A 16,537-nucleotide genomic window follows, 5' to 3' on the forward strand; every position below is an offset into this window, starting at 1 on the left:
AGGGGGGACCCTGTGGGAGAGTAGGACGCCGCCGAACAATTTTTCCGGGAAAGCCCCGTACCGCAAGGTACGGGGCTTTCCTGCGTTCACCACCCGATACCGCCTTTCGGCGGTTTTTTGTTTTCGGGCCGGGGTGACCAGGTGGGTGTCGTAGGCCAGGATGACCGCCTGGACCCGGTCGCGGGACCCCGTTTTGGCGAGAATGCGCGTGACATGGGTCTTCACCGTCGACTCGGCGAGATGGAGCCGGGCGGCGATCTCGGTGTTGGACCAGCCCTTGCCGATGACGGTGAGGATCTCCCGCTCCCGTTCGGTGCGGTGCCCGGTCCTGTGCCCCGGCCCGTGTCCGTGATCAGGACTTCCAGCTCGGCCGCCCCGTACGTGAGGGTGACCTCCGCGGTCGGCGGCGGGGCGGTGCCGCCGTGCTTCAGGGTGTTCGTCAGGGCCTCCTGCACCACGCGGTAGACCGTCAACTGGCGGCCCGCGGTGGGGGCGGGACCGGCGGGGGCGTGCCGCGGACGTGCAGGCGTACGGGGAGGCCCACCGTCCGGACGCCCTCGATGAGCCCGGCCATGTCGTCCAGGGCCGGCTGCGGGGCGCGGTCGGCCTCGGCGGGGTGGTCCCGCAGGACACCGAGCAGGCGGCGGAGTTCGGTGAAGGCCTGGCGGCTCGTGGTGCCGATGGCTTCGAGGGCCTGGGCGGCCCGTTCCGGGCTCTTGGCCGCCGCGTAGGCACCGCCCGTCCGCGAAGCCCGTGATGACGGACAGGTTGTGGCCGATGATGTCGTGCATCTCCCTGGCGATCCTGGTCCGTTCGGCGGCGGCCGCGAGCCGGGCCTGCTGGTCGCGCTCCAGCTCCAACCGGTGGGCGCGGTCGACGAGGGCCTCGGTGTGCTCCTTGCGGGTACGGACCACGATCCCGAGCAGCGCGGCGAGGGCGAAGGCCCAGACGTGGGGGACGATCAGCGGGTCCCAGCTGCGCGGGTGGTGCACCGCGCCGGCCAGGAGCGGGGCTCGGCACCGGGGCGGGACGTGGCGGTGCGCGTAGTACCGGGGTACGACGCCGGGCCCGGGGCGTGCCGGGTGGCGGACGAGCGGGGCGGGACGTGCCGGAATAGCGTTTGCGCAGGTCGGATGGCAGGGGCACGATCGGCGGATGGAACATGTGATCAGAGTCGTACGCGCCGAGGAATGGGACCGGGTCAAGGAGTTGCGGCTGGCCGCGCTGCAGGATCCGGTCGCGGCCATCGCGTTCCTGGAGACGTACGAGCAGAGCCTGGCCTGCTCCGACAAGTTCTGGCAGGAACGGGCGCGCAATGCTTCCGGGGACGGGAGCGGTGACGTGCGGCAGTTCGTGGCCGTCGCGCCCGACGGGCGGTGGGAGGGCAGCATCACCGTACTGATCGAACGGCCGGACGCGGAGGCGCGGTTCGGGGAGGCGGCCGGGGTGCACCAGGCGCATGTGGTCGGGGTGTTCGTGCGGCCCGAGGCGCGTGGCGGGGGTCTGGCCGAGGAGCTGTTCCGGGCCGGGATGGACTGGGCCTGGTCGCTGGAGGAGCCGCGGATCGAACGGGTGCGGCTGTACGTGCACGAGGACAATCTGCGGGCCGCGGCGTTCTACCGGCGGATCGGCTTCGTGGCGACCGGGCAGTCGGTGCCGATGCCGGGCGACCCGTCCAAGCGCGAACTGGAGCACGCGGTGGACCGGGTGGTGTGAACGGCGGGGCGGCGGGGACCGCGGTGTCGATGTCGGTGGTGGTGACATCGGCCGGGGTCAGCGCGAGACGGTGAGCTCCTGGGCCCAGCGGGCGCGGGCCTGTTCGCGGGAGCGGAGCAGCACCAGGGCGGGCAGGCCCGTGTCCTGACCGCTCGCCAGCAGTTCCGGGAGCCGGGGGAGCGGGGCCACGGCGGCGACGTCGTCGAGCACGAGCGTCATTGGTGGGTCGAGCCGGCCGTCGGTCGACCGTGCGGCCGAGCGGCGGCCGTGCTCGACCACGTATGAGGCGAGTGCTGTGAGCAGGGGCATGGCCCCTGGCCCCGAGCGGGGGTCCTCGATCGGCTCCCCCACCACATAGAGGGTGCCCCCTTCGGCCACGAAGGATTCCAGCACCAGCGAATCGGCACGGTTCGGCGTGCAGGCCTCGCGGATGTGTACCGAGGAGAGCGCGGCGAAGGCGCGTACCGTCAGCTCCTGTGCCATCTCCCGGCGTTCAGGGTGGGAGGTGAGCGCGGACTCCAGCAGCCCGGCGAACCCGGAGGCCGCCCTGGGGTGCGTACGGAGCAGGCGCACCGGCTCGTGGGCGCTGTTGCCGAGGGCCCAGCGGTGGACCTGGCGGAAGGGGCGGCCGTCGATGGCGGCGGCGTGCAGCCAGCAGCGCAGGAGCGTTTCGGCGGTGTCGGCGGTCGCCGCGTCGATACGGGCCTGCGGCCGGACCGGGGCCAGCAGGGCGGTGGAACGGGCGGCGGCCGTCTCGGGCTGCTCGCAGCCGGCGGTGGGGGACCAGTGCAGCCGGGCGGGGGTGTCGCAGAGATGGCCCGGGTCGTAGACCAGCACCGGGCCGAGCTTGGCGCGGGCGTCCTTCGTCTCGGCCCAGACGGTGGGGTCGGAGGTGATGACGAGTGCGGGGCCCTCGGCCTCGCGGATGGCGTGGACGGCGGCGGGGCGGCGGGTGGCGGCGGGGCCGTAGACGACGAGGGGCGTACGGGGGGAGGGGAGTGCGGGCGGGGCGGCGTCCGTGGTGGCTGTGGGGCCTGCGGGGGGCTGAGGTGCTGGGGAAGCCGGAGATGTCGGGGGCGTTGGAGGTACTGGAGTGGTGGGTCGGTGTGCGTCGGCGGACTCGTGGAACGCCGGCAGGGGTTCCGTGGACTCGTGGAACGACCGAAGGGGTTCCGCGGCCGCGTCGACCCCGCCTCCGGTCCTTCCGGTCTCCCCGGCCTCTTCCGGCGCCGTGTCCGCGGGTCGTCGCGGGTCCTGGCGGACGGCCGGGGCGGGGGGTTCGGCGTGCTGCCGCTGATCCCGGCTCCGGTTCCGGCCCCGTCCTCGGCCCCTCTCCTGCTGCTTGTACCGCTTCTGCTCCAGGTACGCGTTCCGTTGCTGTTCCCGCTGCTCCAGGCGTTCGGCGCGCTGATTGGCCCGTACGACCCGCCAGCGGGCCAGCACGCCCAGTACGAACACCGTCAGTACCAGCAGCACCATCAGTTCGCCGATGAACAGGCCCCAGAAGAGCCCGTAGCCCGAGAGTTCGCCCGTCGGGGTGTTCGGCCAGGCGGCCGGGAGGTCGTGCGGCGCGGTGACGAGCCGGCGCAGCGCGAGAGGGGTCTCGGGGAGCGTGACCCCCTCGGGCCAGGCGCCGTGCGCGAACAGTCCGGCCAGGCCGGTGGCCGTCCACATCAGCAGCGTCAGCGCGAGCAGGAAGCCCAGCAGGCCGATCAGCAGGCCGTCCGGAATGCCTCCTCCGGTGCCCCCGCCGCCGGTACGTTCCTCGGCGCGTCCCGCCATCGTCAGGCCACCGTTGACTCGGACGACTCGCTCAGCCGTTGTTGGTGCTCGATCCGTGCGGCGCGTTCCTCCGCCTCCAGGTCGGCGGCGCGCACGTCGTCCGGGAGGAGTTCGGCCGCGGAGGACTCGGTCATCGCGCGGTCGGTGAAGACGAGGGGGCGTTCGGCCTCGGTGATCAGGTGCTTGACCACCTGGACGTTGCCGTTGACGTCCCAGACCGCGATGCCCGGGGTGAGGGTCGGGATGATCTCGACCGCCCACCGGGGCAGGCCGAGTACCCGGCCCGTCGCTCTGGCCTCGTCGGCCTTCTGGGCGTAGATCGTCCGGGTCGACGCCATCTTCAGGATCGCCGCGGCCTCGCGGGCCGCCGCCCCGTCGACGACGTCGCTGAGGTGGTGCACGACCGCCACGAACGACAGGCCGAGGCGTCGGCCGAACTTCAGCAGGCGCTGGAAGAGCTGGGCTACGAAGGGCGAGTTGATGATGTGCCAGGCCTCTTCCACCAGGAAGATGCGCTTCTTCCGGTCGGGCCTGATCCAGGTGTGCTCCAGCCAGACGCCGACGATCGCCATCAGGATCGGCATCGCGATGGAGTTGCGGTCGATGTGCGAGAGGTCGAAGACGATCAGCGGGGCGTCGAGGTCGATGCCGAAGCTCGTGGGGCCGTCGAACATGCCGCGCAGGTCACCGTCGACCAGCCGGTCCAGGACGAGGGCGACGTCCAGGCCCCAGGCCCGTACGTCGTCTATGTCGACGTTCATCGCCTCGGCGGACTCGGGTTCCGGGTGGCGGAGCTGCTCGACGATGTCGGTCAGGACCGGCTGCCGGTCGGTGATCGTCTCGTTGACGTAGGCGTGGGCGACCTTCAGCGCGAAGCCGGACCGCTCGTCCAGGCCGTGGCCCATGGCGACTTCGATGATGGTGCGGAGCAGGGCGAGCTGGCCGGTGGTGGTGATCGAGGGGTCGAGCGGGTTGAGCCGGATGCCGCCGTTGAGCGCGGCGGTCGGGTCGAGGCGGATCGGGGTGAGGCCGAGCTCCTGGGCGATGAGGTTCCACTCGCCGACGCCGTCCTCGCCCTGGGCGTCCAGGACGACGACCTGGCGGTCGCGGAAGCGGAGCTGGCGGAGCACGTAGGTCTTCTCCAGCGCGGACTTGCCGTTGCCGGACTCGCCGAGGACCAGCCAGTGCGGGGCGGGGAGCTGCTGCCCGTACAGCTGGAACGGGTCGTAGATGTAGCCCTTGCCCGAGTAGACCTCGCGGCCGATGATCACGCCGGAGTCGCCGAGGCCGGGGGCCGCGGTGGGCAGGTAGACGGCCTGGGCCTGTCCGGTCGATGTGCGGACGGGCAGCCTGGTCGTCTCGACCTTCCCGAAGAGGAAGGCGGTGAAGGCGTCCGACAGTGCGGACAGCGGGTCTCGCATGGCGTGACCGACCTCCCTCTCGTTTCTCTCGGTCGTCGCCCGTGGGTGGCGGGCGGTGGGTGGTGGACGGCGGGCGGCGGTGATGGCCGGTGACCGGTGGTGGGGACGGTCCGACGGGTGGTGGCCGGTGGTGGTCGGGGCGGTCGGGCGGTCGGTGGTCAGCGGATGCCGGTGGCGAACGGGAGCGTGTTCACGAAGGCGCGGTGGTGCTCGCGGTCGCACCACTCCAGTTTGAGATACGACTTGCCGGCCGAGGCCCGGATCGTCCGTTTGTCGCGGGCGAGGGCCTCGGGCGAACGGGACGACACGGTGATGTACCCGACCAGGTTCACCCCGGCCGCGCCGCTCGCGAGGTCCTCACCGCGCTGGTCGAGCCGGCCGTGCGCGGCGATGTCGCGGGGGTCGACGGTGCGGTTCATCTTGGCCTGGCGGCTGGCTTCCGCCTCGTCGTTCGTCTTCTCGGTGAGCATTCGCTCGATGGCGATCTCGGTGGGTTCGAGGTCCATGCAGACCGCGACCGTGCGGATCACGTCGGGGGTGTGGACGAGGAGCGGGGCCAGGAAGTTGACGCCGACGGGGGTCATCGGCCATTCCTTCACCCAGGCCGTGGAGTGGCACCAGGGTGCGCGGGTGACCGACTCGCGGGTCTTGGCCTGGAGGAACGTCGGCTCGACCGCGTCCAGTTCGGCCGGCCAGGCGTTGCGCTTGGTCATGGCCTGGATGTGGTCGATGGGGTGGTCGGGGTCGTACATCGAGTGCACGAGGGAGGCGAGCCGGCTCTGCCCGAGCGGCTGGCGGACCCGGATGTCGGCCTCGGCGAGGCGGGCGCAGATGTCGGTGAGCTCGCGCGCCATGACGACGGCGAGTCCGGCGTCCCGGTCGATCTTGCGGCCGGTCCGGGCGGCGCGGGCCATGGCGTTGGCCTCGGCGGCCAGCTCGCGGGTGTAGTGCATGCAGGCGACCAGGTAGGCGCGGTGCTGCTCGCTGGAGGTGGAGACCATGGACTGGAGCTGGTCGTACGACTCCTGCAGCCAGACCGGGGAGGACTTGTCGCCGCGCTGGGCGACGTCCTTGGCGTGCGCGTCGGGGTCGGCGGGGAGGGTACGGGCCAGCATCTGGAGGCGGGTCACGAAGCCGTCCCCGTTGGCGACGTGCTTCAGCAGGGTGCCGAAGCGGTCGACGAGCGCCTCCTGGTCCTCGCTGTCGCGCAGGCCGACGCCGGGGCCCTCGATCTCGATCGCGGCGGTGACGGTGCGGCGGTCGGCGTGCAGGAGCACGGCGATCTCGTCCGGTCCGAAGGGTGCGGAGATCCAGTTGATCCGGCCGATGCCGGGGGGCGGTCCGATCTCGACCTCGCGTCCGTCGACGCCGACGCCCGCCTCCATGGCGGCGGAACGGTAGGTCGTGCCGCGGCGCAGGGTGCGCTTGTAGCTGCGGTTGATCTCGAACCACTTGTAGAAGGTGCGTTGCTTGTACGGGAGGTACACGATCGCCAGGGCGAGGAACGGGAAGCCCACGAGCAGGATGATCCGCGGGCCCAGGTAGGGGACGATCAGCCCGCTCATCATGCCGAGGAACGCGCCGACGATGATCAGGGCGATCTCGCCGGTCTCGCGGTTCTTGCCGACGATCGCGTTCGGCCGGGCCCGGCCGATGAGATACGTGCGGCGGGGTGCGATCGTGTGGGACGGAGTCGTCAACGCACTCCACCTCCCGTGCTGTTGTTGCCTGATCCGCCGCCCCGGTGGGTGCGGCTGCTGTGCGGGGTGCCGGAGGTCGGTGCCGATCCGCTGCGCGGCGAGGGAGCGGTGGAGGTGCCGCCGGAGCCGCGGGAGCCGTGCGCGGCGACGCCGCCGCTGATCGGGTTGGCGGGCCTGCCGCCTCCGCTGTTGCCGCCGTCCGAGCCGCTGCGGCCGCTGTGGGTCTTGATGCCCTGGGAGACGAGGGCGGCGGGGGAGCTGACCAGGGCGGCGGCCTGGGAGCCGTCGGTGGCCTGCTTGCGGTTGGTGCGGGCGCCCTGGATCTCGTCGCCGAAGCCGGGGACGAACCGGTAGATCATCGCGGAGGCGAAGATCGCCAGCAGGATGATGGCGAGGCCCGACACGACGGCGGAGATCGCGTCCGGTCCGTCGTTCTGGGAGAGCGCGCCGGCCAGCCCGAGCACGACGGCGATGACCGGCTTCACCATGATCACCGCGATCATGATGCCCGCCCAGCGCCGGACGTGGCCCCACATGTTCTTGTCGACGAGCCCTGCGTAGACGACGGTGCCGAGCAGGGCGCCGACGTAGAGCAGGGCGGCCCGGATGACGAGCTCCAGCCAGAGGATGCCCGCGGCGACGATCGACACGAGCGAGACGACGATCAGCATGATCGGCCCGCCGCCGATGTCGGTGCCCTTCTTGAGCGCTTCGGCGAACGACCCGAAGAAGACGTCCGTCTGCCCGCCCGAGGAGGTGGCGATGACCTCGGTGACGCCGTCGGTCGCGGAGACGACCGTGTAGAGGATCAGCGGGGTGAACGCGGAGGCGAGCACCGTCAGCCACAGGAACCCGACGGCCTCGGAGATCGCGGTCGTCAGCGGCACGCCGCGGATCGCCCGCTTGGCCACGGCGAGCAGCCACAGGATGAGCGTGAGGACGGTGGAGGCGGCGAAGACGATCGCGTACTGCTGGAGGAACTTGGTGTTCGTGAAGTCGACGTTGGCGGTGCTCTTCACGGCCTCGCTGAGCTTGCCGACGATCCACGCGGCGGCGTCGGCGCAGCCGCGGGCGAGGGAGGAGAGCGGGTCGAGCGAGTCGTTCAGGCCGGAGGGGGCGACGCCGTTGGAGGGGGCGTTGCCGTCGCCGTTCTCGCAGTAGTCCTTGGCGGGGCCGCGGATCAGGTCACAGGCGTCATTGCTCGGTGTCGACGTCGGTGTCGGGCTCGGAGAGGGCTCAGCGAATGCGCGGCCGGCCAGCATGACGAGAGCCGTCTGCAGGCCGACCACTGCCGCTGTGAGTGAGAGAGCTCGGCTGGACTGTTTACCGGGCATACGTGAACCCTCCGAACTGTTCCACGGCGTCGGCCATTTCCTCGGCAGGAGAAGCGGCCTGATCACGGCCGACCGGAGTGGGGCCGTCCTTCTGCGTGAAATCGGTGACCTTCCAGTCACCGTCGACCCAGGTCAGGTTGAAGGTGTTGGTGAACCAACTCTCGGACACGGGGTTCTTGGAACCTTCACCAGCCAGCCCGAACAGGGCTGAGTACCAGACGGCGATGCTCGCGGTGTTGCCGTCGAATTTCACTACCTTCGTGCCGGCCGGGTTGGAGCGTGAGACGAAGGTCAGTCCTGCGGGCGCCGTACCGTCAGGCTTGAGCCCGATGCCTGCGAGGAAGTCCTGCCCCGCGTACACCTTGTCGAGGTCGCCTTCGCGAGCGGTCGCGACTTCCGGGGAGTACACGGCGGTGACGATTGAGCGGCGCCGGTCCTTGTCGAACATGTCGGTCGAGCCGAGCGCTACGACGTAGTTCGCCGCCGCGCTCTGTGCCCCCTGCTCGTCGTGGGCGAACCCCGACGGGATCGTGTCGTTCTTCCCCGTCACCGGCTTCGTTCCCGTGGCCGCCGTGGACGACGAGTCCGGCTTGCTTCCCGAGCCCCCCGAACCGCCGCCGTCGTCGTCGTTCCCCTTGCCCCCGCCCATGTTGGCGAAGGCGATGGCCGCGAGCAGGAGGACGACCACGCCGACCACCGTGACGAGGGAGCGTGGCTTGCGGGCGGGGCGGCGGGAGGCGCCGTAGCCGTCGCCCTCGCCGTCGGGAAGCCGGGTACGGGTCTGGCGCGTACCGCCGATGGTGCTGTAAGGATCATCGGTACGGACGGCGTCGTCGCCGTAGCCGCTCTCGTCGCCGTGGCTCATGCCGCGTACGCCCCCTCAACCGTTTCCTGAACCGGGTAGTACGACGGTAGCCGTGCAGGTTTCCGCGCGGACGCGGTGTGATGAGTCGACATCAGGGAGACGCAACCTCTGCCGGTGGGCACGACGGACGGGTGGTGGGGATGGGCGGGATCGCCCCTGGCGCGGGCCGACTGCCGGTCAGACAGCCATTCCGTAGACGATGGTGAACACGGTTCCCAGCGATCCGATGATGAACACACCGGTCAGACCCGCAACGATCAGCCCCTTGCCCTGCTCGGCGCTGAACGTGTCGCGCAGGGCCGTGGCGCCGATGCGCTGCTTCGCCGCACCCCATACCGCGATGCCGAGGCAGAGCAGGATGGCGATGGCCATCACGACCTCGATCATTACGCGGGCCTCGTTGCCCAAGGACCCGAACGGCCCCCAGTTCGGGGCGATTCCGCCGATGATGGTGGTGATGTCGCCCTTTTCCGCTGCCAGGATCATGTAAGTCACCGCCCCTGTTGGGTAGTTCGTTGCCCCCTGCCGCGCGGCACGGGTCACTCTCTATCTTCGCTGATGAAACTGCTCTCGCACGACGGCTTGACAGCTCTCTTTACCCGGATCCCGCACGTTTGACCGGTCCGATCGTCCTGACCTGCGGATCGGAGCGATATGTGACCAAATACGTATGGTTACTCTGTGTATCACGGAGGGTGACCCCGGGCAATGACTGCCATCCCGCCACCCTGGCCGAGACTTTTGCGCAGGCCCCGGCGGGTCTTCGACCCGGTCGGAGCAGGGGTGCTCAGAGCAGCGGGTGACGCGGCACGGGTGGCCGGGGTGGAGTTCTCCAGGATCGGGGTGGCCGGAAATCGCACCAGGTGCCGTCGAAGGGAAACGTTCCGGCCTCGGCAAGTCGTGCGACCGAGTGGCCCTCGTCGCGGATGGCCGATGCCTCGTCGGCCGACCAGTAGGCCGGATCGCCGGTCTTCTCGGCGAAGGACTCCTCGTCCTTCCACCGCCAGCTCCGGTCCGGGGCCACGTTGATGTCGAGTTCGTGGTCGGCGATGTCGATGTCGTCGCCGCGGTGGACCCGGCGCTCCAGGTTCACGTACCAGCCGCGGAACTTCTGCCGGCGGCCGAAGAGCCAGAGCACCGAGTGCGCGGCGTCGTCGGGCTGGTAGAAGAGCGCGTTGCCCATCGGCCACCGGTCGGCGACCACCGGGTATCCGTCGGCGGGGCGGTCGCCCGGGGCGATGTCCCGCAGGTGTGCCCCGTCCGGGAGCTTCGTGCGCCACATCGGGGTGCCGGTCTCCATCCACACCAGTTGGCCCCTGTCGGTGCGCTCGACGAGGCGCACGGGCACCGATGCACTCAGGTGGCCGCCTATGAAGAAGTTCCAGTGGAGGATCCGGCCCGGCTCGTCGTTCATGCCGCTGATCATTCCCGCGCCACGCAGATCGGACACGTGACCGGACACATGTCCGGATCATCTACCGGATCCGCCATGTACCGGACCTGTCGGATCATCATGTCCGGAGGATCGGACCGGCCGGGAGGCCCGGACCGGCTCGGAGGCCCGGACCGGCCGGGCGCCGTGCGGCAGGCATCGGCAGCGGCGGGGCGTGCGGTGGTCGTGCCCGTGGCCTCAGTCGGAGACGATGCCCCGGGCGGCGAGGACCTCCTTCTTGAACGGGACGCCCAGCCCGCAGTTCTCGGCGCCGACGATCCGCCGAAGGTTCGGCAGCAGGTCGAGGTCGTCGAGCGAGCTCACGTCGAACAGGTCGTCCTCGCCGTCCCAGACCGGGGAGCACTCGCAGTACACCTGGAGCCCGCCGTCGATGAGGAGGGTGTCCACCGTCGCCAGCAGTTCCTCGCTTATCTCCAGCGTCTCGAAGTGGGCGCGGGCCTCGTCGAGCACGGTGCAGGCGAGGTCGTTGTCGTACGCGTAGAGCTGTGGGTCGTCGATCCCCTTCGCCTTCAGGCATTCGGCGATGCTGAAGGCCGGGGTGAGCGTCTTGTCCTCGTACATGAGCTTCTCGATGACCAGGAGCTTGAAGTTGAAGTCGCGGAAGGCAGGCATACCGGGACCATGACCAGCCCCTCCGACACCGGCCCCGGAGGTGTGGGAGCCGGTGGCCGCGCGGGGCTGTCGGTCCCGCCTGCCAGACTCGTACACATGACCAGCAGCACCGGACCCTCCGTTCCGCTCCCGGCCAATCACCGCGTCTCCGAGACGTACGTCGACTGGGCGCGCGTCCACGCCCCCGGCGCCGAGGGCGACGCCCGCGACGTGCTGGCGGAGGCGGACAGCGACCGGTACAAGGCGTGGGAGAAGCCCGGACGGTTCGTGGACGGGGCGGCGCGTCTGACCCGGGGACTGCCGGCCGCCCATCTGCCGTGGTTCTGGGACACCATCGGGCACTGGATGCTGGAGACGCACCGCCGTTCCGCGGCCCGTGCGTACGGGTACGCGCGGGCCGCGGAACGCACCCACGAGCTTCCGGTCGACACCGACTGGCGGTGGGCGAACCTTCAGTTGTTCGCCAGGTTCGGCGCGCTTCCCGCCACCGAGATCAGCGGTGCCCCGGCCTGGCTGGCCGGGGTGTTCGAACCGGGCGACGCGCACCGCGAGTTCGTGCGGCTGCTGACCGTCTGGTCGGCGTCGCCGGGCGAGCTTCCCGCCGATCTGGCCCGCCGGGTCCGGGGCTCCGCGCGCGCGGCCGGTCTCGGCGCCGACGAGGAGTCGCGGGTGCTGGGCGAGGTGCTCGCGGCCGCCCGCGGCAAGGCCGTGCCGGACCGGCTGTTCGACGCGGCGCTCGCCCCGCTCGCCGCCCACCGGCCGGCCGACGGCACGGCCACCGCCCTGCTCGACCTGTTCCCCGATTCGAAGAACGACGCGGCGGCCTGGCTGCGGCTGCTCATCGGCTGCGGGGCCGCCGACGCCGCCGCGACCGGCCGGATCACCCCGGAGGGCGGCCTCGGCGAGTGGCTGCGGCGGTACTCCGCCCAGTACTCCCACCGCCCCGTCGCCGGTGGCGGGGTGACCCGTCAGTCCATGCCCGCCGAACTCTTCGACCTGGTGACCCGGTTCGCCCCGCGGCTGAAGGCGGACGGCACCCCGGTCCGGCTCCACGAGGACCGTTACCGGTGGCAGCACCTGGATGCCGATCTGCTCGACGTCTGCCTCGCCGAGGGCGTCCCCGTCCACGACCCCGGCCCCATCATCCCTCTGGAGTTCTGGGACAAGGAGTCGCCGCGCGACCTGCGGGCCCTCGCCGCCGACCCGGTGTTCGGCCCCCGGCTGGAGGGCACGGTCCACGCCGGGCTCCGGTCCCGGGGCGGTACGGCCATCAGCCGGCTCCCGCGCAACCCGGGCATCGCCGCCGAGGTGCACGGCCGGATCGAGAAGCTGCTCGACACCCTGCGCGGCGGCGGGCTCGCCGCGGCCGACGAGGCGGTGGACGAGCTGCACGACCTCCTCGACCGGCCCACCGCCGTCGCCCTGGACGGCATCGAGGAGGCCCTCGACGCACTGGACCTCACCGGCCCGCTGGCCCGTGTCCTGCGCGCGGGGCTGCCCGAGGAGCTGGGCTGGCCCGCCCTGGAGGAGGCCCTCGCCGAATTCGGGCCGGACGAGACGGTCCACGTCACCTGCACCTGGCCGGTGCTCACGGTGTACGGGGAGCGCCGAGCGTTCGCCGTCGACCCCGCGGGCCGGTGCGGCGAGCACGCCCTGGTACTGCCGGAGGGCGCCGCCTTCCCCACGGTGCACTGGGCCGGCGGCCAGTTCCTCGTCTCCTGGCCGAGCGCGGGCGAGGGCGGCTCCGCCATGACGGCGTACTGGTCGGGCAGCCCCACCGACACGTTCGAACCGGAACAGCCCCACGGGCTCCGCCCCTACGGCGGCAGCATCCAGGGCGGCCTCGGCTACCAGTTCCGGACTCCGGACGGCGGCGGCCGGTTCGACGGCGAGAACGTCCTGCGCCCCGGCGACACCTCGGGCATCAGCCACCTCCACCGCGATTACCAGATGTACGACGGCCGGGACTTCTGGGGCAGCGAAATATTCGGCGAGGAGCACCGCAAGGGGTGGGCCCGTCTGGACCCGGCCACCGGTGTGCCCACCGCCGACCGGACCCTGCCCGACTTCCACGCGCCCGACGCGTCACCGGACGGCACCCAACCCCTTCGCGACTACCGCATCCTCGCCGAACTGCCGCCCGGTGCCCCGCCGTCCCCGCTCGGCCAGGACGGCCGGCTCACCGGCTGCCGGATCGACCACCACACCCCGTACGCCGGTCCCTCGCCCCGCGAGTTCGAGCTGAGGTCCGTCGACGGCCGCACCGCGTCCTACCGCACCACCGTCTGGGGCCGCCGCCCGTGGGGCATCCTCGGCCTCCCGGCCGGTGGCGAGGACACCGTCGTGGTCGGCACCACCACCGTCCGCTGCTATGCCGCCGAGGACAACTCGCTGCTCTGGCAGGTCCAGGGCTTCCCCGGTGCCCGCCACGGCGGACCGGTCCGGGCCACCCTCGGCGAGCAGGCCGGGCCCGTGCCGCCGCCAGCCTTCTGGCACTTCCTCGTCCCGCGCGACGAACGGTCCTCCCACGCGCTGCGCGCGGTCACCGACGAGACCGTGCTCGAACTGCTGTCGTCCGACGCCGAGGTGGCGCCGCCCGGGGTGACCGATCCCCGTGTCCGACAAGGCGTCACCCGCGCCGCGCGGTTCGCCGCCGACGTGCTGCGACGCCTCCGGGAGCTGGCGCACCGGGTGACCGTCATGCGCGCCGGACCGGTCGTCGAGCTGCCCGACCCGGTGCCCGACACCCGGCTCGTCCCGGCCCTGCACGGCCTGCTGCCCCAGCTGCGGGGCTACGAGAAGCGGCCGTCGCAGCCGCAGCCCGCGCTCCTCACGGCGGTCGCCGCCGACGGCCGGTATCTGCGCGGCGAGATCGACGACGAGGTGCGGGTGCTGGCCCTGCCCGCCCCGCCGCCCGAATGGGCGGTGCTGACCGGCCGGATCGACGCCGTGGCCTGGCGGGCGGTCGTCGCGGCCACCCCGGACGAGCACCGGGGGGCGCTCACCGCGCTGCTCGACGTGTGGAGCCGCCAGCCGTTCGCGGAACGGGGCACCACCTGGCGCACCGGCCGCGCGCCCGAGGCCGGGGTCGCCGGACTCCGGGCGTCCGGGGCCCCGGTGGCCTCCGGCCCGGTCCGCAGCGACCTGCTGCCCTTCCTGCACCGGGCCGCCGACCCGGAGCCCACCGGTGCCGAGGAGTGCGAGACCCGCACCGTCGCGGGGGACGACACCGCCCGGCTCCCCCGCCTGCTCGCCCTTCTCGCCGAACGCGGCCCGCTGCCGGTGCCCGAGGAGGCCGTGGACCTGTTCCGCTGGCGTACGGGGGTGCCGCGCGCGATCGCCGCCCTGGTCGTCGACGGCTTCTTCGGCAGCGACGACTACGCGGCGCACCTGAAGCTGTGCCGGACCAAGCCGTACAAGGCCGACCGGAACACCGTGTACGCGTACGACGACCTGCGGCACCGCCTCGGCCCCGCCGGGCGGCGTGCCGTGCTCGCCGCCGCCGTGCCCGCCGACCCCGCGGAGCTCTGGGCCCCCGGCGGCATGACCGCCGCCGCGGACCGGATGGCCGCCGAATGGTCCGAACGGCTCCCCGCCACCGGGTACGTCGACGACGGCAGCCATGCCGCCGCGCTGGCCAAGGACCACGGCCTGCCCGACGCCTGGGCCACCGCCCTGCTCACCGGGCGTCTGCCGGAAACCCCGCTGGACGCCGACGGGGTGCGGGCCGCGGTCACCGCCCTCACCTGGGCGTTCACCGAGCGGCCGGTCGGCGACCCGGCCGCGGAGGGTGCCCGCGCCCTGCTCGACCGGCTCACGGACGTGCCCGACGGTTCGCTCCAGGACGCCGCCGCCGGCCTGTTCGCGGACGTGCCCGCCGGCCTGCTCACCGCCCTGCGCGCCCTGGCGGACCGCTCGGCGGCCACCCCGGTCCCGCCGGGCCAGTACGAGGCCGACCCGCTCTTCAGCGTCCCGGACCTGGTGGACGAGGTGGCGGAGTCCCTCGGAGTCGGCCGCGACGCGGCGGCGCTCCACCTCCAGCTGCACGCCCTCGACCGCCCGGCCGACCGCACCGTACGCCGCTGGAACGGCTGGACCCTCGACCACCACCGTGCCGTCCGCAAGGAACTCACCGCCGCGAAGGCCCCACGCCCCGCCGCGACGTCCCCGACGGCCTCGACCGCCGATGCCGCCGCTGTCGCAGTGCCGGCCCCCGCGCACGAACGGTTCGCCCGCGCCTGGGCGGCGGCCGGCGGGTGACGCCACCGGGCCCGGATGTGAAGGGCGAATCCTGAAGCCCCGTGCGGCGTTCTGCGCGCGTCAGGGCCGGATGCCGTCGTACTGCAGGACGCGGTAGGGCGTCTTGCCGTGGTTCACGGACTGCCACTGCGAGGCGATCAGGGTCAGGGACGTGGCGCTCGCGCTGCCGGGGTGGATGTATCCGCCGTAGAGGAACGGGAGCTGGGGCCTGCCCCAGTGGTGCGGCGGGAGGGCGTCGCCGACGATCTGCACCTTGGGGGCGGTCCACACCGCGTCCGGGCGGGGTGCGGTGCGGGTGCAGATCGAGTAGTCGTCCACGTCGAAGTAGCTCATGCAGTACGTGTCGCCGATCCGTTTGACGGAGAACTCGCCGATCCTGTTCCCGGACAGCATGACCGACGGGGCCGCCGCCCGGGTCCACTGCCAACGGCCTTCCAGGAAAGCCCAGTTCTCCTGGGCGCCGAAGTTGCCCGCGCGGAACTCGTCCGGCCGGATGCGGAACAGCTGGATCGCGCCGCCGTCGGCGGTGTTCGAGTGCGTGCCGTTCCAGCGCTTGGAGAAGACGTACAGCCAGCCGTCGGGGTCGATGCCCGCGAACGACCACATCCCGTACATGGACTGGTTCGTCCCCTGGGTGTCGCCGGCCCAGTGGTACGGGTAGTCCTGCCAGGTCACGCCGTAGTCGTCCGAGTAGGCGACGCCCGACATCAGCGAGCCGTCGTACCCGGCCGGGATGTTCTCCCACAGGGCCACGGACGTGTACTGGATGTAGGTGCGGCCGCCGAACTCGATGCAGTCGTTCGGGATGCGGGTGATCTCGAAGCCGTGCCCGTTGTCGGCCCAGTGCGCGTAGTCGAAGCACTGCTTGGCGGCGCCCCCGGTGGGCATCGCCCAGGAGAACGAGATCGGGGTCCCGCCGGAGGCGTCGAAGGACGCCTGGTTCAGGATCACCGGGGACCCCAGGTAGGGGTCGGCCTGGGCGATCCCGCCGAACGCGTCGCCGAACACGTAGCCCCAGGTGTTGTCGTGCTCCCGGTGGTAGGGGATCGCCAGGTCCCCGGAGCCGAGTCCCTGCGCGCTCGCCGAGTCGCCGGGCTGCTCGCACAGGGGCGTGCCCGTCTGGAGCAGCCGGGCGGACCGGCCGTCGGCGGCCGCCGCGCCGGGGGCGGCACCCAGCAGGCCGGCTCCCAGGGCGAGGCCCATGCCCGCCTTGAGCGCCGATCGACGGGTGGTGTGACGGTGGGCGGCGTTCCGGTGGTCCGGCTGCGAGGGGGTGGGCATGGGTGGTCCTCCGTGGGTCCGTGGGTCCGGTGGTGGTGAGGGGCTTCGGAAGCACAACGAACCGGCGGGCGACGGGTTTTCCGCGTCGCCCGCCGGTCCGGCGGTTCATTGGT

At 72.0% G+C, this 16,537-nt stretch carries 11 protein-coding genes and 2 pseudogenes; 2 read left to right on the forward strand and 11 right to left on the reverse strand.

The genetic code is table 11. From position 1 onward, the window contains the following. Nucleotides 1–129 precede the first annotated feature (129 nt). Both ABZZ04_RS31955 and ABZZ04_RS31960 read right to left on the reverse strand, forming a co-directional pair. A pseudogene (locus ABZZ04_RS31955) lies at nt 130–315 on the reverse strand (LuxR C-terminal-related transcriptional regulator); the annotation flags it as partial. Nucleotides 316–332: 17 nt separating this feature from the next. Continuing rightward, nucleotides 333–1,001: pseudogene (locus ABZZ04_RS31960) on the reverse strand (histidine kinase); the annotation flags it as partial. A 154-nt stretch (nt 1,002–1,155) separates the two neighbouring features. On the opposite strand from ABZZ04_RS31960, the gene ABZZ04_RS31965 reads away from it, so the two are divergent. Next, nucleotides 1,156–1,716 (forward strand): GNAT family N-acetyltransferase, encoded by a 561-nt coding sequence (locus ABZZ04_RS31965; RefSeq protein ID WP_356935723.1) that lies wholly within the window; start codon nt 1,156–1,158, stop codon nt 1,714–1,716. Nucleotides 1,717–1,773: 57 nt separating this feature from the next. Here ABZZ04_RS31965 and ABZZ04_RS31970 read toward each other — a convergent pair whose 3' ends face one another. The 8 genes from ABZZ04_RS31970 to ABZZ04_RS32005 all read right to left on the reverse strand — a co-directional run bounded on the left by ABZZ04_RS31970 (nt 1,774) and on the right by ABZZ04_RS32005 (nt 10,883). Further along, the gene (locus ABZZ04_RS31970; RefSeq protein WP_356935724.1) at nt 1,774–3,498 is read right to left on the reverse strand and encodes a type VI secretion protein; all 1,725 of its coding nucleotides are present in this window, start codon (nt 3,496–3,498) and stop codon (nt 1,774–1,776) included. Between the two features lie 2 nt (nt 3,499–3,500). Beyond that, the gene (locus tag ABZZ04_RS31975) at nt 3,501–4,919 is read right to left on the reverse strand and encodes an ATP-binding protein (RefSeq protein WP_356935725.1); all 1,419 of its coding nucleotides are present in this window, start codon (nt 4,917–4,919) and stop codon (nt 3,501–3,503) included. Between the two features lie 158 nt (nt 4,920–5,077). Then, nucleotides 5,078–6,619 (reverse strand): SCO6880 family protein, encoded by a 1,542-nt coding sequence (locus ABZZ04_RS31980; RefSeq protein ID WP_356935726.1) that lies wholly within the window; start codon nt 6,617–6,619, stop codon nt 5,078–5,080. After that, on the reverse strand, nt 6,616–7,953 hold the full coding sequence (locus tag ABZZ04_RS31985; RefSeq protein WP_356935727.1) for a hypothetical protein: 1,338 nt from the start codon (nt 7,951–7,953) through the stop codon (nt 6,616–6,618). The genes ABZZ04_RS31980 and ABZZ04_RS31985 overlap by 4 nt, the downstream gene beginning before the upstream one ends. After that, nucleotides 7,943–8,818, reverse strand: a complete 876-nt coding sequence (locus tag ABZZ04_RS31990) for a hypothetical protein (RefSeq protein ID WP_356935728.1) — start codon at nt 8,816–8,818, stop codon at nt 7,943–7,945. The genes ABZZ04_RS31985 and ABZZ04_RS31990 overlap by 11 nt, the downstream gene beginning before the upstream one ends. Before the next feature lie 177 nt (nt 8,819–8,995). Beyond that, nucleotides 8,996–9,304: a hypothetical protein gene (locus tag ABZZ04_RS31995; RefSeq protein ID WP_283852979.1), complete on the reverse strand. Its 309-nt coding sequence runs from the start codon at nt 9,302–9,304 to the stop codon at nt 8,996–8,998. 301 nt (nt 9,305–9,605) lie between these two features. Continuing rightward, nucleotides 9,606–10,232: a DUF402 domain-containing protein gene (locus ABZZ04_RS32000; protein WP_356935729.1), complete on the reverse strand. Its 627-nt coding sequence runs from the start codon at nt 10,230–10,232 to the stop codon at nt 9,606–9,608. Between the two features lie 216 nt (nt 10,233–10,448). Further along, nucleotides 10,449–10,883, reverse strand: a complete 435-nt coding sequence (locus ABZZ04_RS32005; RefSeq protein WP_356935730.1) for a hypothetical protein — start codon at nt 10,881–10,883, stop codon at nt 10,449–10,451. A 96-nt stretch (nt 10,884–10,979) separates the two neighbouring features. On the opposite strand from ABZZ04_RS32005, the gene ABZZ04_RS32010 reads away from it, so the two are divergent. Next, a complete protein-coding gene (locus ABZZ04_RS32010; protein WP_356935731.1) occupies nt 10,980–15,143 on the forward strand; it encodes a hypothetical protein in 4,164 nt (1,387 codons plus the stop codon). A 60-nt stretch (nt 15,144–15,203) separates the two neighbouring features. Here ABZZ04_RS32010 and ABZZ04_RS32015 read toward each other — a convergent pair whose 3' ends face one another. Continuing rightward, on the reverse strand, nt 15,204–16,424 hold the full coding sequence (locus ABZZ04_RS32015; RefSeq protein WP_356935732.1) for a DUF4185 domain-containing protein: 1,221 nt from the start codon (nt 16,422–16,424) through the stop codon (nt 15,204–15,206). Nucleotides 16,425–16,537 lie beyond the last annotated feature (113 nt).

It is taken from the genome of Streptomyces sp. NPDC006435 (assembly GCF_040612315.1).
Classification (GTDB): domain Bacteria; phylum Actinomycetota; class Actinomycetes; order Streptomycetales; family Streptomycetaceae; genus Streptomyces.